Here is a 19,334-nt window from a genome sequence, read left to right as displayed (position 1 = left end):
ACTCGAATAAGGACCTGCTTGAAAAATGGTTTAGAGTTGACCAACATTTTCAGCAGGTCTTTGTTCTACCGAGAATGCAAGCCCACTGTGTCTCAACCATGCGAAGAAGGTGATGGATATGACTGATACAACAATTTCTGGAAATACCAAAGGCGAAATAACCGTCCCGCGTTCTCGTAAGAGAAGCCATTTACGCCGTTACTGGCAGCTTTACGTCATGATGCTGCTGCCATTATGTCACTTTTTACTTTTCAAATATGCTCCTCTTATTGGTAACGTACTTGCGTTCAGAAGATATCGTCCTGGTATGGGGCCATATGGAACAGAGTGGGTAGGCTTTGCTTATTTTGAACGATTCTTTAATGATCCTACTTTTTGGAGTGCATTTAGCAATACATTGATTTTATCTTTTGCCAATATTCTAATTAACTTCCCTATTCCGATTATATTTGCATTGCTTTTACACGAAGTGCGCCATGAGCGTTTCCGGAAATTTGTACAAACAATTTCCTATATGCCGCGTTTTATTTCAACCGTAGTTGTTATTGCTATTATTAGCGAGCTTCTATCGCCTAGCTCTGGCTTGCTTAATAAATTACTAGGGTCATTATTTGGCATGGATCCTATTTACTTTGTGAATGAACCGGAGTATTTCCGTCCGATTTATATACTCAGCGAGACCTGGCAGTACACAGGCTGGACCGCCATCATTTATTTGGCAGCAATAACAGGCGTTAACCGCGAGCTGTTTGAAGCGGCCGATATTGACGGAGCAAGCCGATTCCAGAAAGTCATATACGTTACAATTCCATCGATTATGTCAACCATCATGGTTATGCTTATATTGAATGTTGGTTCACTTCTAAGTCTTGGTTTTGAAAAAGTATTGCTTCTTTACACACCATCAAACGCGATGGTCAGCGATATTCTAGACACACTTGTTTATCGTACGGGTCTTGCTAATCAGAACTATTCCTACGCGACAGCAATCGGACTGTTTAGCGGCGTTGTCGGTGTCATCCTTGTCTCCAGTACGAATTGGCTAAGTAGAAAATTCTCAGGAGAAAGTATCTACTAACTTAGAAAGGAGCGGCTACCTATGTCTGCACAAACTAAAAAACGTCCGATAACACTTGCTGATGTGTTGATCTACGGAGTAATGGGATTTGTTATTATCGTATGCTTCGTGCCATTTCTATATATGCTGGCTATTTCATTCTCCAGCCCGGAAGCGATTATTAACGGTAAAGTAACCTTGCTTCCAGTTGGCTTTAACTTTGAATCATACAAACAAATTTTTACGTATCCCAATTTCTTTAGAGCGTATGGAAATACATTTTTCTATACATCAGTCGGTACTTTTATTTCCTTGATGGTCACAACCATATTTGCCTATGCCATGTCCAAGCGTTTTCTTAAAGGACATAAGCTTGTTATGATGCTGATTGTATTTTCCATGTTTTTCTCAGGCGGGCTTATTCCAACCTACTTGCTGATTTCCAATCTGCATCTTACAGGTACAGTATGGGCAATGCTATTGCCGTTTGCGATCAATCAGTTTAACTTGATTATTTTGATTAACTTTTTCCGTGCCATTCCTTCAGAAATTGAAGAAGCAGCGATTATTGACGGTTTGGATTATTTCGGTATTTTGCGCCGTGTAATCTTGCCTTTGTCAACGCCTGCGCTTGCGACGATCGGTTTGTTTACAGCCGTATTCTTCTGGAACGACTGGTTTAACGGATTGATTTATCTAAATACAAGTCAATACCCAGTAATGCTATACCTGCGTAATATCGTTAATGGTACGACAATGGTTGGTGACGGCGCTGGGTCAGCAGATAAGAGTACGATTGCACTATCTATTAAATCTGCTGTAATTATTACTTCAACTCTTCCGATTATCATTCTATATCCATTGCTTCAACGTTTCTTCGTTGCAGGTCTAACGGTTGGATCGGTTAAGGGTTAAGCTTTACAATTTAGAATTGCACTATTTATTAAACGCAGAGCGTTCGACAGACAAACCTCTATCGCGTCCAAAAAAAGGATGGATGACTCATGACTTCATACTTCGCTCAATTAACAACGGAGATGATCAATCCGGCGACCACTTCCATTGATGAATGCGGTACTCAAGAGATGCTGCTTCTCATGAATGAGGAAGATCAGAAAGTGCCTCTGGCGGTACGTCAAGAAATTGATAAAATCGCTGATGCAGTCGACGTGTTATATAATTCATTAAAAAACGGGGGCAGGATGTTCTATGTTGGCGCGGGCTCTTCCGGCCGACTAGGCGTACTTGACGCCAGTGAATGTCCTCCAACTTACGGTACAGATCCAACACTCGTACAAGCCTATATCGCAGGAGGCGATACAGCGCTACGTACCGCTGTGGAAGGCTGTGAGGATGATGCTGAAAGCGGCGCATCTCTCATTCGCGACAAGGGCATTGGGCCTAAAGATGTCGTGATCGGAATTGCAGCCAGCGGCTCTACACCATATGTACTAGGTGCGATCAGGGAAGCTAATCAACGCGGTGCTGCAACAGTAGGTGTAGTAACCAATAAGAATTCCAAGCTAAGTGAAGTGTGCGATATTTGTATCGCTCCTGTCGTTGGTCCAGAAGTCATTACAGGATCAACTAGACTAAAAAGCGGTACAGCCCAAAAGCTCGTGCTTAACATGCTTACAACTGGCGTGATGATCAAGCTGGGAAAAGTATATAACAATTTAATGGTAGATTTGAAAGCTAGCAACAGCAAGCTTTATGACCGTTCTGTTCGTATAGTGCGCGAAGTAACAGGCGCATCGGAGCAGCAAGCTGTTGAAGCTTTAAAGCAAGCAGGAATGCATGTGAAGACGGCTATTATGATGCTGGAGACAGAAACGGATGCCAGGGAAGCCTCTTTGCTTCTCGAGCAAAACGACGGCAGGCTTAAGGCGGCCATCCGCAAAGTTAAAGGTCAAGCGGTCCCAGGCAGCAGAATGGATCAAAGCGGCGAGCCGGTAGACGATGCAATTTAGCTTTCATACGGCATTATACTAACAATTCGGAGGAGCGGCACCGTATATACGGCTGCTGCCCTTTTAGTAATTAGGGGATTTCACAGCCTATGCTTGGAGGAATAATTATGAATACGAACTCATCGCTTATTTATCAAGTAGGACAACGAATGATGGCTGGTTTTGACGGCCCTTATTTGGACGAAGCCTTTATTCAGCTTATAAAAAAATGGAAGATTGGCAATGTAATATTGTTTGCTTGGAATATAACCGGTAAGGAGCAGCTTCGCGAGCTTTGCCGCGATATTCAGAAGCTGGTGCAAGAGGAAACGGGGCGTCCGGCATTTATCGCAATCGATCAAGAGGGAGGCGCAGTTTCCCGCTTGCCTGGCGATGCTACTCGCATACCGGGAGCTATGGCTATTGCAGCTACGGGCAACCCTGATAACGCCTATGCGGCAGGACGAATGACAGCGGAAGAGCTTCTCGCGCTAGGCGTCAATTTCAATCTGGCTCCTGTGCTGGATGTAAACTCTAACGATGCCAACCCGGTAATTGGTGTTCGCAGCTATGGAGAAAAGCCGGAGACTGTTATTCAATATGCTTTACCTATGATGCGAGGCTTGGATGCTGGAGGCGTATTAAGCTGTGCGAAGCATTTCCCGGGACATGGCGATACAAGTGTGGATTCTCACTTAGCGCTTCCAACCGTCGATAAATCGGTGGATGAGCTTTGGGAAAATGAGCTTGTGCCTTTCCAAGCTGCGGCCAAAGCGGGCATTCCAGCTGTAATGTCCTCACACATCTTGTTTCCTAAGCTTGATGCTAAGCAGCCGGCAACGCTGTCTCGCAGCATTTTAACGGATCTGCTGCGCAAAGAAATGGGCTACGAAGGTCTTATTATGACCGATTGCATGGAGATGAAAGCAATCCAGCATACGGTTGGTACGGTACAAGGAACAGTTGATGCGATCAAAGCCGGAGCGGATATGGTGCTGATTTCGCATACCGCTTCTGTAGCGGAAGCTTCGGCGATTGCTATCCGGGAAGCCCTGGAGGCAGGAGAGATTGATGCTGCAGAGTGGGAGCAATCGTTAGCTCGTATTTCTGCGCTTAAAGACAATTATTTGGACCGGCCTGTACCTGATTACGCAATTGTTGGCTGCGAATCGAATATGGAGGCCAACTTCAAGCTTTTGCAGGAAACATTAACACCTATTCGCGTGCCTGGCGGCAAATTCCCTGAGCTGGGCGAAAATCCGTACTTTCTCGGCTGTCCTGCTTTCCGGGCAACGATGGTCTCTAATCGGGATGATGATCCATTTTCTTTCCCGGTTTATATGGCGGAGAAGCTAGGCGGCACGGCCTTGGTCAGCTCTTCTGATCCTGCGGCTGAAGAAATTGCCGAGCTTGTTAAGCAAGCCTCTCAGGCGAGCTGTATCGTTGTAGGCACGTACAATGGCCATTTATATAAAGGTCAATTGGAACTGGTAAACTCTCTGGCAGCCGGGTCGGCACCAGTTGTGGCAGTTGCTTTGCGCAATCCGTATGATTTAAGACATTTGAATCCAACTGTTTGGTCGCTGGCTGCTTATGAATATACAGATCAAGTATTTGATGCTGTCGCAAATGTGCTTCAAGGCAAAGCAGCAGCAACCGGTAAGCCAACGGTTACTGTATTGTCTGAGTAGCATTACGCTAATAGAGAATGTAATAAAATTGTATACCAGAAGAGGAGTCAATCTGATATGGCAGACATGCTAGTAAATCTACTGAATCTACCTCCTCAGGAGGAGCTTTTGGCTAAGCTGGAGCAGGAAGGGATACGTGTTCATCGTGCCCTGGCTCCTGACAAGCATCGCGTTGTGGAGTGGGTCGCAGAGCATTCTACCCGCAATGCGGCGAGTGAATGCGACGTATCCTTCTCCCGCGCACCAATTACCTGCTATTTGGCTACTAGAGGCGCAGATATTCTTGGTTACGCCTGTTATGATGCAACAGCGCTTAATTTTTTCGGTCCTACGCGAGTGCTTGATTCCGAGCAGGGAAAAGGGCTAGGTAAAGCGCTGCTGCTTAAAAGTCTTCACAGTATGCGGGAAGCGGGTTATGTATATGCCATTATCGGCGGTGTAGGTCCTGCTGAATTTTATGAAAAAGCGGTGGGGGCATCCCTGATCCCGGGTTCAACGCCAGGTATTTACCAAGATTTTCTTGGGAAGAGGGCTAAGAAAGCCGAGGCGAATAATTAATAATTAACTGTGCAAAGGTTTGGACAGAGCATATGCTCTGTCCTATTCGTCTTTCATGCTCCCTTTGGATACTCCCATCCAATCGGGATAATATGGGTCGACTGGTGTATATATATGGTGAATAAAATGATTGTAGAATTCTTTCTTTCCTACAACTTCAATCGTATATTTCGGAAAATTCGGTTCAAACTGTTTAATGAATATGGCCTTTAATGGTATGGATCTTGCATAATTAATCCCGATTTCCTCAAGCCCTTAAAACCGAAGGCCACCCTGTAAAAACAGGCTTGTTATAAAGAAACCATAAATATGTTCGTTCATTAGCTGATAATATGTTCTTGATGATTGAGCACATACTCTAAAAGCATACTTGTTTTCCCAGCCCCTTTATCACCAACCACTAAAACTCCTTTAACTACTGATCGTTGAATTACTAGAAACCCTTCTTATATGAATTTTCATATGCATTATCACATAATTTATTAGCAGGTCCAATTTCTAGACGATGGTCGCCCAATCGATATAGCTGAAGATGATCACCATTCTAGCCCGAACTTCAACAAAAGGAAATACAAGAACAACTGTAAATCATAAGGGTAGCCGCAATATCATACACATAGCATTTTACATGACTTGCTGTGTGTATGTATAATTAAACAAATGATAATCAAAAGTAGGAAAGAGGTGACACAGATTGTTTGAAGAAATAGATAGGTTGTTCGCCAAGTTAAAGTCCTTACGCCCGCTTTCTCCAGAAAGTGTGAAGCGGTTAGGAGAGGATTTTATGATTGATTTTGTATATAACTCCAACGCTATCGAAGGCAATACATTGACGTTGGAGGAAACCGCACTTGTCTTGAAGGAAGGCATCACAATTGATAAAAAGCCGCTTCGTCATCACTTAGAAGCCGTTGGACATAAAGAAGCATACTATTATGTAGAAGAAGTGGTGAAAGAGAAAAGGGAACTATCTGAACAAATCATTAAAGATATTCATTATCTTGTGTTAATGGGGGCCCCCAGCGATAAAGGAGTGTATCGTCGCGTACCCGTAATGATTACAGGATCTAGCCATCAACCTGCGTCCCCTTATCTAATTCCTAGTCTTATGGAACGGATGATAGAGGAATATCATACAACTATGAAAGATATGCACGTAGTAGAGAGAGTTGCACTGTTTCATTTGAAATTTGAAAGCATCCATCCTTTTATCGACGGGAATGGACGAACAGGCAGACTGCTGATGAACCTTGACTTGTTATCAGCTGGTTATCCACCTATTAATATGAAATTTCATGACACACGCAGGTATTACGATAGCTTTAAATTCTACCACGAGAATGAGGGAGATCCTTCTAAACTTATCGAACTTGTACAAGAATATGTTCAAGCAGAATTAATACGATATATTTCCGTGTTAGAAATGGCAGAGGAGTTAGATTAGTTGTAAAGATTGATCAAAGGAACGAGTCATCGTTATTTCAGGCTGTCGAGGAGTCTCAACAGCCATTTTTAGTATCCACGAATAGCGATTAATTAGGTAGCGAAAGTTATCAAAATAGGAGCAAAGGGTAGCGAAACACACAATTTGATGTATGTTAAAGGTCTGGCCATGTGCCGGGCCTTTATTGTTAATAAGATGAATATTGTGTACATGTTTATTATGCTCGCGCTCGAAGCCGATGATTCCGCCTAATCAGCCGAAGTGTAATATGAAACATATCGTTACGATTGAGATTGATTTGGATCGACCTGATGCCGCATTGAAAGATAGAATGAAATATCAATTAGAAATGAACTTATCCTGTAACTGTTAACGGCACGCATTCCGCATTGTAATCGCCGGGGTTGAGCATATTGAAGATTTGCTCAAAGCCCAGATCGTTTTGCTATCTTGCAGCGGAAAGAACGCCTGCTTATTTATGCCATTTTACTTTTCTGCCGTAAGTCATTGTGTCCTCCGGTCCATATCGAGGTAAATGTCTTTAAAACTATTCTATTTAGCAATAAAATACCTTCTTGAATTAAGCTGCCGAAATTTATAAGAGGAAAAAAACTTTTTGATTGGTTTTTGATTGGTTATAATAAAATACGTTCGAGTTTTCGTTAAATCATTACAACCAGGGGAGGGGCAACATGAATCGTACATGGTTAACTCGGATGCTGCTGTCATATGTTCCAGTATTTTTAATTGTATCCGCTTTTTTATTTTTTATATTTTTCAGAATGCTAAGCACAAACAATAGTATAGCTGCACAGAAGTCAAACGATTTTGTTGCCAAACAAGCGATGATGGTGATCGATTCCTCACTGGCCGCCATTGATCAGAAAGTTACGCTGGAGATGCTGCGAAATCGAACCATCCTTCGTTATTTTACACAGCCATCTATCGAAAATGATCTGAGTCTTCAAGTGGAAGTGATGAATGAGCTCTCAGCGATTAAGATAGCAAATCCGCTGATTCATTCTGTTTATATGGTTCGTTCACAAGATCAATTAGTATTAAATATGAGTACGACCTATCATGTCGATCAATTTACAGATCAGGCCTTTATTCAAGAAAGGCTGCAGGAGCCTAACAGCAAGTGGTCGGATCTGCGAATGTACAAGGAGCTTTCCTCCGACAATGAAAGCGCGGTAGTTAGCTTAACGCGAAGTGTATCTATCTTTTCCGATAAATATGGTTTAATTGTTGTCAATGTGAATGCATCGAGTCTTCAAGCGCTGGTGCGCGATATGTACAGCCCGGATGTGACGCGACTGCATCTGTTGGATAAGCTTAACAATGATATGTTTAGTCTTCAATCAGGCGCATCCAAGGAAATTGAAGGTACAGGTGCAGCATCGTCAAAATCAATATCCGAATACACAGGGTGGAGCATAGTAAGCAGCCTGAAGGGCGCACGATCGATTCAGTTTTTTACTACTTTATTTGATGCTTGGTTTGTGCTAGGCGTTGTCGTCTGTATCATTTCACTTGGATGGATTATTTATGTGACGAGAAGGAATTACCGTCCGATTCATCGTTTAGTAACGCAGCTGGAAACCTACACATCAAGGGGTGTTTCTGAAGGGAAGCAAGCTTACGAGGGTGAATTCCAATTTATTAATGCTACTCTAGAATCCATGATGGATGAGAATAGCCGATTCCAACAGCAGCTGCAGGACAATTTGAAAATAAAGCGCAATTTCTTTATGTACGAGCTATTGGAAGGCATTCGTACGTTGCCACTTGATAATTGGGCAGCAGAAGCCGAGACGCAAGGAGCGCCGGCAGAGTTTAAAAAGACCTGTATTTTTGTCATGGAAATTGACCGGTTGGCGGAATGGATTCGTACTTATACGCCACAGGAGCAGGATGCATGGAAGCAGACATTAGAGAAGCTGGTTTTATTTGGCGCAGAATCAGAACAATATTGGGTTTGGCAGCTGTGGACAACCCCAAGTCAAATGGTCGTTATGCTAATGGGTGAGAGCGGGCAGTCTGATGAAGACTTGCGGGCAATGATTCTGCAGTGGCATAATCGCGTCAAAGCCGAGCTGCCGTTCGGTGTATCGATTGGATTAGGCGAGCCGATTGAATATCCTGAAAATATTCGCGATGCTTATCTGGAAGCGTTGGAGGCGCTGCAATATAAATCAATTAGCGGTGGAAATGTTCTGCTGACTCCATCAACGGTGCAGCGTCATTCTGAGAGCGGGCAAGTGTACGCACATTTTCAGAGGGTAGATAAAATTGTCGACCTTCTGCAATTATCGGATTCGAAGTGGCGGGCCGAACTGCGGTCATTGATGCAGCAATTCGAAATGGCCCAGTCTTCTCGCAAGGATATTGAAAGTGTAATGAACTACTTCGTATTTACCCTGAACAAAAGTATCGAAGGGATGGGCGAAGAATATCAAAAGCTTTGGCGGACAGAAGTTATGCCGGCATTGCAAAGAACGCTAAAGGAAGTAGAAATGCTTGGAGATATCGCTCATGAGTTTTTATCAACTTTGGAGCTTTTTGAGACCCGCATTGCCAAGTCCAGAGAGTCACGCAATCAAGGGCAGCTTATTATGGAGGTCAAGGCTTATATTGAAAGCGATTTTGCTAATCCGGCTTTGTCGCTTGACTACTTGAGCGATAAGTTCGGAATGAGCGGTAAATATTTAAGCCGTGTATTCAAAGAAGAGTTTGGATTGAAATTTGTTGATTTTTTAATTGACCTACGAATGAAGGAAGCACAAACCTTGCTTGCCGAGACAACGATTCCGATTCAGGAAATAGCAGAAAAGCTTGGATACAGCAGTCCAATATCATTTGCGCGAACTTTTAAGAAAATAGTTGGCATGCCTCCAATCGATTATCGCAAAGAAAAGAACAGTTCCAATTGATCCATTTACTCCGTTCAAACGAGATGCTCGTTTGGCCGGATTTTTTTTTCGAGAAACAGCACCTCCTTAGCCGAAGAAACTATATGTTGTCTTGCTCCCTTCCTTTATCCTTATCCTGCACTAAAGTTTTGAGAGAAATCTGCATGCTCATGTTACGCGTGCTTTCATTTTTTTGTTAAATCGCAGTAACTACGCACTGTAAGGGGTTTCACGAAAAAAGTTGCAGGTAGAGAAAAGTTGGATCAGCGGGCCCGTTGTGAAAAAAATCATAGCGATAAAACGCTAACAATGGCAATTCATAACGGGTATTACGAGGTATAAAAGTTGGGTATAAGAAAACTGTTTATTGTATGCGCTATCATGTTGATGATTATATATAGCTACAGCAGACAGCGACAAAAGCTGCTGAATATGATTCAGGTGAAAGGGATGGTCGATCGATGGTAAGTAAATACAAGAAAGGCTTTACAGTGCTGACAGCAGTAAGCGTAATTGGCGCAATGCTCGCAGGTTGCGCAAGCGGTACCAATACGAATAAGCCAGATTCTTCGGCAAATGGCGGTAAAAACCCGAATAAAGTCACCTTAACGTTTGAAACTTCCGTATATGCGGAAGCGCCTCACAAGAGCGCCATTGATGCTTTGATTAAGCGCTACAATGAACTGAATCCTAATGTCGAGATTACAGTTCACGGCACAGATTACGAAAACTTCTGGGATAAGCTAACGACAGAAATTATTGCAGATACGCAAGGTGATATCGTACAGGTTTATCCTGAAAACGTAGCAACCTATAACGCGTTGCAAGGCGGAGGCACTTTTCTTAATTTAGATGATCGAATTAAAGGAACGGATTTAGAAAAGAATCTCGTTGGACAGGAATTAACTAAAGTAGACGGCTCTTACTATGCACTTTCTAATTATGCTTGGGGTTCAACGGGTATTTTCTATCGCAAATCATTGTTCGAAGCAGCTGGAATTGATCCTGCTTCTATTAAGACGCTAGATGATTTCAAAGCAGCGGCAATTAAATTGGGAGTAGACAAAGATGGTGACGGTAGATTGGATCAATACGGCTTCTCCAGCGTTGTCGGCTCACATCCTTTCATATCTTCTGAGTGGTATCGTCTGGTAGCTCGTCCAGTGTCCGGAGGCATCTACTTCGGCGATGGCGAAGCTGGTCCTTATACAGCTGACCGCATTAACGTCAACTCGCCTGCGAATGTATGGGCAGCTGAATGGTGGGAAGATCTGATTAGCAACGAGAAAGCGACGCCTCCAGGAACTCGCGACAAAAAAGTGAGCCGTGAAATGTTCTGGAATGGACAAGCTGCAATGATGATGGATGGTCCTTGGTTTATTGGCATGACAGAAGAAATGGATGCGAAGCTGATGGAGGATATCGGACTATTGCCGCAGCCTGTAGTTGAATACAACGGCCAGTCTTATAAGCCTAATCCGCATAACAATCCGATCGTAGCCTTGATCTCCAAGAAAACTAAGCATCCTGATGAAGCATGGGCGTTTTTGGAATGGATGACATCTGATGAAGCGCAAGCGATTATTGCCGGATCAGGCATGATTCCAAGCAGCAAGGCTTATGCTGGCACATCTGAATATGCGCAAGCACATCCAATGGCAGCACAGTTCTTTGATTTCCAAGAAAATCTTTATGCTCCGCCAGTAATGGATCCGCCTATTCCAGAGCTTGGCACAATATCTCAAGTGCTGGTCAATGCAGCACAAGCTATTTTTATCGGTCATAAAGACGTTAAAGCAACATTGGACGACGCAGCTAATGAAATGAAAAATTCTTTTAATTAATATTTAATACCCCTATCCGGCGGCCTTTCGCCGGGTAGGAGCTTCCGAAGCAGTTTTGCTTCACAAAACAAAGCATATGCTTCCGAAGCAGTTTTGCTTCACAAAACTTTGAGGAGGGAAGGTATGAACAGCAAAGAAGTGCTAGTCAATAATCCTTCCGTAGGGAACAAGAAGTCAAAAGGACTAATGTCCTTTATTAAAACAGAGTTACGCACAATGAAGAAAAACCGTGTTGCTTATTTATTTATCTTACCGCTCATCATATCGGTGGGCTTGGTTTTGATTTATCCAATCATTAAGGCGGCAATTATGAGCTTTCAGTATTGGAAGGTAGCAAAGCCAATAGAGGCTGGCCATCCTTTCGTAGGCTTTGAGAATTACGCGAATGCGTTCAGCACAGGTTATTTCTTGCAATCTCTAGGTATTACGTTTGTATATATTGCAATTACTGTACTTGCTCGCTTCATTCTCGGCCTAGCGACAGCAGTACTGCTTAATACACCGTTCAAAGGAAGAGGTCTTGTGCGTGCGCTCGTTATTATTCCTTGGGCTCTTCCGGAAGTAGTAACTTGTCTTGTATTTATATTGATGTATGATTATCAATTTGGCGTTATTAATGACATTCTGATGAAATTCAATATACTTTCAAATCCAATTGCCTTTCTTGGCAACACCGATACAGCATTATGGGCGGCTATGTTCGTCAACGTATGGAAAGGATTCCCGTTTGCAGCCATCATGCTGCTCGCAGGTCTGCAAACTATTTCGAAAGATATGTATGAGGCAGCCAGTATTGACGGGGCAACGACCTGGAAGCAATTCTGGCATATCACATTGCCTTCCATTAAGCCTGTTTCCGTTATCGTATTTTTACTGCTCGTTATTTGGACGATTAAAGATTTTGCTATTGTATATGTGCTTACCGGCGGAGGACCGAGCAGAGTTACAGAAATTTTAACAATCTTTATTTATCGCGCAGGATTCAAATCCTTTGATTTTGGACTGGCTGCAGCTGCAGGAATGGTCTTGCTTGTTATTTCTGTTATCTTTACAGTGTTCTACATGAAAGCGACAAAGGCGGGTGAAATGCAATGAAGAAACGGCATTCGCTATTCGTTTACGTAGGTGCAGTGCTTATTTCTTTGTTCGCTATTGCACCGTTTATATGGATGATATTGACTTCTTTGAAGCCACAAGCAGAAATTTACAGCAATCCGCTTATTTATTTGCCTCAGCAAATTAATACAGATGGCTACCAAAGTATGCTGGATCCACATGCGGATCCGAACGCTAATTTTATTAATTGGTTTAAAAATACAGCATTCGTGTCTCTTTTAACGACTATTTTATCACTTGTTATATCTGCACTCGGGGGATATGCGATGTCCCGATTCGGCTTCCGCGGCAGGATGGCGATCGGCTATATTATATTGCTGACTCAGATGCTGCCGGGATCATTGCTGATCGTTCCGCTTTATTTGATTATGAAGGACTATGGACTGCTGAATACCTATTTTGGACTCGTTATCGCTTATGCGACCGTCGCTATCCCATTCTGTACCTGGATGCTAAAAGGATATTTCGATGGCATATCTGCCTCGATTGACGAAGCGGCAAGCGTGGATGGAGCTGGTCGATGGATGACATTTACTCGCGTGATTCTTCCGCTTACCTTACCGGGTCTGGTTGTAACAGGGGTTTTCTCGTTTTTGACGAGCTGGAATGAATTTATGTTTGCGCAAACCTTTATTAGCGACTATGACAAGTGGACGCTCTCAGTAGGTATTGCAAGCTTCCAGGGGCAGTATGTCGTGAAGTGGGATTATCTGATGGCTGGCTCAGTATTCACCACCTTGCCAATTGTCATTGCATTCTGGCTTCTGCAGAAGCATTTGGTTAGCGGAATGACAGCAGGCGCTGTTAAATAATAATGAAGGGACTAATAAAAATGATTAGATTTGGCATCGTAGGGATGGGCAATCGTGGAAACTTATTTGCAGATACACTGCTTCAAAATCCGTATGCAGAGCTAGTTGCGGTTAGTGATGCTTTCGAGTCTGCTTTGGAAAAAAGCAAAGACAAATATGGAGTAGCTGGTTATGCAGATGTGAAGGATATGATTGAAAATGAACAGTTGGATGCTTTAGTGATTGCGACTCCGGATTTCTTGCATAAGGAGCCGGTTATGCTGGCGGCAAAGCATGGCATTCACTTCATGGTGGAGAAACCATACTCGACCAGTGTAGAAGAAGCTGTGGAAATGGATGAGGCCGTGCAAAAATCCAATGTAAAATGTATGGTTGCTTTTGAAAATCGTTGGAACAGCCCGTTTGTCGCTGTGAAGAATGCGGTGGAAAACGGTGAAATCGGCGATATCATTACAGTCAACTCTCGTTTGAATGATACTATTTTTGTACCTACACAAATGCTGAAATGGTCAAAAGGCTCCTCGCCTGGCTGGTTCTTGCTGCCTCATGCAACAGATATCGCTTTATGGCTGAAGAAAAATGCAGCTCCAGTCAGTGTGTACGCGGTTGGAACGAAGAAAAAGCTTGTAGGCATGGGAATTGATACGTATGACTCAATTCAATCGGTAGTGAGCTTTGACGACGGTACGCATGCAACATTTACGACAAGCTGGGTATTGCCAGAATCTATGCCGCTTATTTATGATTTTAAATATGAAATTATTGGCAGCGACGGTGCATTGTACGTTGATCTTTCTGATCAAATGGTGCGCAAAGCCGGTGGCGTATACAGCCATATGCACACTCTCGGCACACCGATTAACGGTCAATTCACTTCTGCGCCAAGCTGCATGCTGAATGCTTTCGTAGATCATATTCGATTAGATACTGCGCCAGAGGCGGATTCCAAGGCAGGCTTGCTGAATACGAAGCTTGTCCATGCGATTCATCGCTCTGTAGAGAACGGCACGATCGAGCAGATTTAAGATGATGATGGATAAGAAGACAGCGATAGTAGAGAAGGCTGCATGGATGGGCTATGAAGCTGTAAAGGCAGAGAGCGATAGTCTAATCATGACGGTCGTTCCCAAGCTCGGCAGCAGAGTTGTTTCGATATACAGCAAAGCTAAGCAAATCGAACTGCTGCGAACGCCTCAATCCGAAGAAGCATATAGCCAAGCTCCTTTGCTTTACGGTATTCCGGTACTGTTTCCGCCTAATAGAATTGAGGATGGACGTTTCAGTTATCGTGGCCAGCATTATCAGTTTGATATTAATGATACTGCTACGGGCAATCATTCGCATGGACTCGTTCATGATAAGGAATGGATGGTAACAGAGATGAAAGCAGGCAACGGCCAAGCTGTTATCATAACGGAGTTCAATGCTGTTAATGATCATCATGTTATGAGGCAGTTTCCGCATCCTTTCCGGTTAGTTATGAAGCTGGTGCTTGAAGAGGGAATGCTGACGCAGACCGTAGAGGTTCATAACGACAGCAGTCAGGCATTCCCTTGGGGGATTGGCTATCATACGACGTTCCATTTCCCATTCCGGGAGGATTCTTCGGAGGCGAACAGTATCTTCTCAGCTCCGATCGGGCAGCGCTGGGAGCTTAATTGTCGGTTTCTGCCTACTGGCATTCCGGTTACGGATACGAGAAGCGGCCCGCTGAATGAAGGTATCGCTATTGCTGGCGTACAGCTGGATGATCTATTTCAAAAGGAGCCGGAAGCTGCCAATGAAGCGGTGCTCACAGATAAGGATGCAGGGATTCGAGTAAGATATATGGCGGATGAAGCTTTTGGCCATTGGGTACTCCATAATGGAGATGGTACTGGCCGGTATCTTTGTCCGGAGCCGTATACTTGTGTGACAAACGCTTTTAATCTTAAGCTCTCGCCTGAAATAACGGGCATGAAGGAGATTGAGCCGGGACGAAGTGATTCAGCAACCTGTGTGATTACAGTTGAACATACAGAATAATTTAAGATAGGGCTATCCCATCATCATGAAGATGACGGGGATGGCTTTTTTCTTAATTAATGATCTGTATCTTGCCTGATGAAATATTTAATATTCGTGGACGCGTATCATTTTTTGCAATAAAGATAGTTTCTCCGCGGTTGTTAAAGCAGTACGCAATAGGTATCGAGATATTAGAATCTCTAAACGTTCCATCGGCATGGCTCGTACCGATAATCATAGCTTGATGTCTGGCAGCGATTTTTTGAGCCGACTCTATCCATTCTTGGAATTGCGCTTCACTAAACATGCCTACGCCGATTGGATGTACAATGACATCTATGGCCATATCCTTTTCGTTTTTAATGCCTTGGATAATCAGCTCGTCGCATAGAATGTGCCCGACTGTAATTTCTTCAACTTGTGCACAGGCTGTATCGCTATATTTTACTCTGTCCAGCACAATCTCTCCTGCACGGTTAATGATGACAGCTCTATCCTTCGGACGCTCATTCATTTTTCTGTAACCGCCAATCAACACTGTATTGTATTGCTTTGCCAGGCGGCAAGCTTGTTCCAGATTTTCATTCAAATACCCTTCAGGTAATATTACAATATCAACAGTGTTTTGGCGCAGCTCCAGCTCGAGTTGGCTTAGGGCGTGCTCAAGCTTTGGTTGAATAATTAAAGCTCTCATATGCTCCCTCCAATATTAAATCGAAGAAAAAACTTCTCTGACTTCTGCAAATTCAGAAAAATCATATCACTGTCTGGAAGATTTGAGCAAAAGGCAAAAACAGACGTTCGCATTTTTAAAAACTAATGCAATATCTGATAGAGAGAGCTTTCAATCTGTTTTCAAAATTATGCATCTCTGTAATGCGCAAGATTGCTTCATTATTCGTAGGAAATTAAAAATCTTTAAAGAGAAACGAACAGCATGCATCATGAGATATTAGCTGAATATTGTAAGCAGCAGCAACAAATAATGAGTGTATATAGAAGGTTAAACCATTAAGCTACAAAAATCTGCAGTCGACTTTTTGGATCTATCTGCCGTAAAACATGCTAATTTTATGTAAATATATGGTACACTTTAATCATGGCGTCTGCCTTTTGATCCAAAGCTTGAATAAAAGTTTGATCTAGAAGAGGTGGTTTCATGAGAAATGAGCTGATGAAACGAAAGGATTATAATCCATACGAGGATAGCTCCCTTCATTCTACTCACCCCAATGAGATGCAGCACACGAATGGCAGAGAAGGCTTTAATGATATTATTAAGCATGTGGATAGAGTAAATGGCTTTCAATCGCCCAAGTCGATGGATGAGGTTCCGAGAAGTTGCTTGGGTAATTACATCTTAAACATAAATAATACGCAAAGAAGGATCAGACATGACAACAAATAATGAGCTAACAGAAGCGGGCTGGTCGTTTGATAACAGCTACACAAGCCTTCCGCAGTTATTTTATACCTTTACCAATCCAACGCCCGTAGCGGAGCCAAAACTTGTTAGGTTCAACACTGCATTGGCACGATCATTAGGCCTTCGCTCAGATGTTCTTAATAGTGAAGCGGGAGCTGAAATTTTTGCAGGCAATAGCATTCCGGACGGGGCTGAACCGATTGCAGAAGCTTATGCGGGGCATCAATTCGGAAGCTTTACGATGCTGGGCGACGGGAGAGCGATTTTGCTTGGGGAGCAGCTTGCCCCAGATGGCGAACGATTTGATATTCAGCTGAAGGGATCAGGGCCAACCCCATACTCTCGAAGAGGGGACGGGCGAGCGGCGCTAGGACCTATGCTCCGTGAGTATATTATTAGTGAAGCCATGCACGGACTAGGTATTCCGACAACCCGCAGCTTGGCTGTTGTAACGACAGGAGAGACTGTGTACCGGGAGACTAAATTGCGCGGAGCGATTGTGACTAGGGTGGCAGCCAGCCATCTGCGTGTTGGTACTTTTGAATTCGCGGCACAGTGGGGCAAATACGAGGACTTGCAGGCACTGGCGGATTATGCGCTTGAGAGACATTTCCCTGCTTATAAAAATGGAGAAAATCGTTATTTGCAGTTACTTCAGCAAGTCATTAGACGTCAGGCAGAATTGATCGCAAGCTGGCAATTGGCAGGCTTTATTCATGGTGTTATGAATACAGACAATATGGCAATTAGTGGCGAAACGATTGATTATGGGCCATGCGCCTTTATGGATGTTTATGATCCAGCTACCGTATTCAGCTCAATAGATCGAGAAGGACGCTATGCCTACGGCAATCAGCCTTATATTGGAAGCTGGAATCTTGCGCGGTTTGCCGAGTCGCTGCTCCCGCTGCTGCATAGCGATGAATCTGAGGCAATCCAGCTTGCAGAAGCTGCGTTAAAAGAATATTCGGCGATTTATTCACTAGCTTGGCTTGGGGGTATGAGGGCTAAGCTGGGTCTGTTCGAGGAAGAAGAGCAGGATGCGCAGCTTATCAAAGAGCTGTTGGAGCTGATGCAGCAGCATCGCGCTGATTATACAAATACGTTTGCTGCGTTGACGACGAATGAGCTGGAACAGACCGATTTATTTGCTGCAGAATCGTTCAAAAGCTGGCATGGGCAATGGCAGGATCGGCTAAATAAGCAAAATCAGACAAAAGACGAGGCGCATCAGCTTATGCGCAGGAGTAATCCAGCCGTCATTCCTCGCAATCATCGCGTGGAAGAGGCGCTGGAAGCCGCTGTGCAGCATGATGATTACACCGTACTCGAGAAGCTGCTAGCAGTTTTAGGTGATCCATATGCTTACTCTCAGGAACAGAAAGCTTATGCTGCCCTGTCAGAGACTTCGGCTATGCCTTATCGGACGTTTTGCGGAACATAAGTATAACAAGAATAAACAGCTTCCGCCGTCCTTAGGACGGGCACGTGCACCGATGAAATATAAAACAGAGCTTTTCTTTGTCCGGCTTGTGACAATGAAAAGCTCTGTTTTGTTTTAATATAAGGTAAACGTACCTTTCTAACGGGCGGCGAAGAGCCGCTTATCCTTGGCGGATCGATTCGACTTTTATATGAATGGTTGATGTATGTGCTTGCTTCGCTTCGACTAGCTGAACGCCTTTGTTGACGTTCATGCCATTGACCGGAGCCATCCATGGCTCGATGCACACAAAAGGTGATCCTTCCAATGCCCAAAGAACGATATATTGATAGTAATCGTCAGCGATAAGCGTTACCTTTAAATTTCTGGCATGGTCGATCATTTCGCTTGCATTGGATTGCAGTTGATCATAGATTACGTTAGATACGGTTTGGTCGAAATTGAATCGATCATTTGTCATGCTGTTTGGCTCAAGGTCAGCATAAGCAGTTGAAGGGATGCGCAATTCGATTTTGTTTTTGTCAGGCGCATAGAAGTAAGGATGATAGCCCAGGTAGAACGGCATTGTTTTGTCATCCTGATTAACAACCGTAGCCGTTACTGTTAATCCGTCGGCATCCAGTGTATACTTCATGGTTAATGTGAAATGGAAAGGATAGCGGGCAAGCGTCTCTTCGTTATGAGTCATCTCAAGTGTAATGGAAGCGCCAGCTTCATCGGCGTGAGTAGAAACAACCTTGCCTGCCAGGTTGCGGGCAAAGCCGTGCTGCTTGAGCTGGTAAGCCGAATCGTTATAATAGTAAGTTTCGTCAACTAAATAGCTGCTGATTGGAAACAGAATCGGGTTGCCGCCGCGCACATTTTTGGCTGGATCATCCAACGTTTCTTGCTCCAAATAGAAAATAGGCTCGGCATTATGTACATATTTGCTTATAATACAGCCTCGTTCAGGAACTACTTCTATATAAGTTTGGCCGGATTCATTTTGCAATACATAAGTTTGGAATTGGTCTTGTCTGGTTGAGCATGTGAACATGGAAATTCATCCTCCTTATAATAGCTAAGATTTATGCT

Annotated in this window: 16 protein-coding genes; 14 read left to right on the top strand and 2 right to left on the bottom strand. The window is 43.6% G+C overall.

The window, feature by feature from the left end; all coding sequences use genetic code 11:
- Nucleotides 1–118 precede the first annotated feature (118 nt).
- The 12 genes from ACRRU2_RS08585 to ACRRU2_RS08530 all read left to right on the top strand — a co-directional run bounded on the left by ACRRU2_RS08585 (nt 119) and on the right by ACRRU2_RS08530 (nt 15,408).
- Nucleotides 119–1,078 (top strand): ABC transporter permease, encoded by a 960-nt coding sequence (locus ACRRU2_RS08585; RefSeq protein WP_331697444.1) that lies wholly within the window; start codon nt 119–121, stop codon nt 1,076–1,078.
- 21 nt (nt 1,079–1,099) lie between these two features.
- A complete protein-coding gene (locus ACRRU2_RS08580; protein ID WP_331697443.1) occupies nt 1,100–1,972 on the top strand; it encodes a carbohydrate ABC transporter permease in 873 nt (290 codons plus the stop codon).
- Nucleotides 1,973–2,061: 89 nt separating this feature from the next.
- Nucleotides 2,062–3,027, top strand: a complete 966-nt coding sequence (gene murQ, locus ACRRU2_RS08575) for an N-acetylmuramic acid 6-phosphate etherase (RefSeq protein WP_432500798.1) — start codon at nt 2,062–2,064, stop codon at nt 3,025–3,027.
- A 107-nt stretch (nt 3,028–3,134) separates the two neighbouring features.
- Nucleotides 3,135–4,697, top strand: a complete 1,563-nt coding sequence (gene nagZ / locus ACRRU2_RS08570; RefSeq protein WP_432500797.1) for a beta-N-acetylhexosaminidase — start codon at nt 3,135–3,137, stop codon at nt 4,695–4,697.
- A 57-nt stretch (nt 4,698–4,754) separates the two neighbouring features.
- A complete protein-coding gene (locus tag ACRRU2_RS08565; protein ID WP_331697440.1) occupies nt 4,755–5,255 on the top strand; it encodes a GNAT family N-acetyltransferase in 501 nt (166 codons plus the stop codon).
- 694 nt (nt 5,256–5,949) lie between these two features.
- The gene (locus tag ACRRU2_RS08560) at nt 5,950–6,699 is read left to right on the top strand and encodes a Fic family protein (RefSeq protein ID WP_331697439.1); all 750 of its coding nucleotides are present in this window, start codon (nt 5,950–5,952) and stop codon (nt 6,697–6,699) included.
- Between the two features lie 692 nt (nt 6,700–7,391).
- Complete coding sequence (locus ACRRU2_RS08555; protein ID WP_432500796.1) at nt 7,392–9,632, top strand: helix-turn-helix domain-containing protein; 2,241 nt, start codon at nt 7,392–7,394, stop codon at nt 9,630–9,632.
- 440 nt (nt 9,633–10,072) lie between these two features.
- The gene (locus ACRRU2_RS08550; protein WP_432500794.1) at nt 10,073–11,455 is read left to right on the top strand and encodes an ABC transporter substrate-binding protein; all 1,383 of its coding nucleotides are present in this window, start codon (nt 10,073–10,075) and stop codon (nt 11,453–11,455) included.
- Nucleotides 11,456–11,578: 123 nt separating this feature from the next.
- Nucleotides 11,579–12,550, top strand: a complete 972-nt coding sequence (locus tag ACRRU2_RS08545) for a carbohydrate ABC transporter permease (RefSeq protein ID WP_432500793.1) — start codon at nt 11,579–11,581, stop codon at nt 12,548–12,550.
- Nucleotides 12,547–13,383 carry a carbohydrate ABC transporter permease gene (locus ACRRU2_RS08540; protein WP_331697435.1) on the top strand — a complete coding sequence of 279 codons (837 nt, stop codon included), beginning with the start codon at nt 12,547–12,549 and terminating at the stop codon, nt 13,381–13,383. Before ACRRU2_RS08545 ends, ACRRU2_RS08540 begins: the two co-directional genes overlap by 4 nt.
- Before the next feature lie 20 nt (nt 13,384–13,403).
- Complete coding sequence (locus ACRRU2_RS08535) at nt 13,404–14,408, top strand: Gfo/Idh/MocA family protein (RefSeq protein ID WP_432500792.1); 1,005 nt, start codon at nt 13,404–13,406, stop codon at nt 14,406–14,408.
- A gap of 1 nt (nt 14,409) precedes the next feature.
- Nucleotides 14,410–15,408 (top strand): aldose 1-epimerase, encoded by a 999-nt coding sequence (locus ACRRU2_RS08530; RefSeq protein WP_432500790.1) that lies wholly within the window; start codon nt 14,410–14,412, stop codon nt 15,406–15,408.
- 52 nt (nt 15,409–15,460) lie between these two features.
- On the opposite strand, the gene ACRRU2_RS08525 is transcribed toward ACRRU2_RS08530, so the two are convergent.
- Complete coding sequence (locus ACRRU2_RS08525; protein ID WP_432500789.1) at nt 15,461–16,084, bottom strand: hypothetical protein; 624 nt, start codon at nt 16,082–16,084, stop codon at nt 15,461–15,463.
- 465 nt (nt 16,085–16,549) lie between these two features.
- On the opposite strand from ACRRU2_RS08525, the gene ACRRU2_RS08520 reads away from it, so the two are divergent.
- Both ACRRU2_RS08520 and ACRRU2_RS08515 read left to right on the top strand, forming a co-directional pair.
- Nucleotides 16,550–16,798 (top strand): hypothetical protein, encoded by a 249-nt coding sequence (locus ACRRU2_RS08520; protein ID WP_331697431.1) that lies wholly within the window; start codon nt 16,550–16,552, stop codon nt 16,796–16,798.
- A complete protein-coding gene (locus tag ACRRU2_RS08515; protein ID WP_432500788.1) occupies nt 16,785–18,260 on the top strand; it encodes a protein adenylyltransferase SelO in 1,476 nt (491 codons plus the stop codon). The genes ACRRU2_RS08520 and ACRRU2_RS08515 overlap by 14 nt, the downstream gene beginning before the upstream one ends.
- Nucleotides 18,261–18,420: 160 nt before the next feature.
- On the opposite strand, the gene ACRRU2_RS08510 is transcribed toward ACRRU2_RS08515, so the two are convergent.
- Nucleotides 18,421–19,296: a hypothetical protein gene (locus ACRRU2_RS08510; RefSeq protein WP_432500787.1), complete on the bottom strand. Its 876-nt coding sequence runs from the start codon at nt 19,294–19,296 to the stop codon at nt 18,421–18,423.
- Nucleotides 19,297–19,334 lie beyond the last annotated feature (38 nt).

Origin of the sequence: Paenibacillus sp. GXUN7292 (assembly GCF_050864975.1) — a bacterium.
Taxonomy (GTDB): domain Bacteria; phylum Bacillota; class Bacilli; order Paenibacillales; family Paenibacillaceae; genus Pristimantibacillus.
Note: the sequence above shows the minus strand (reverse complement) of the source record. Positions and strands in the feature narration are given on the sequence as shown.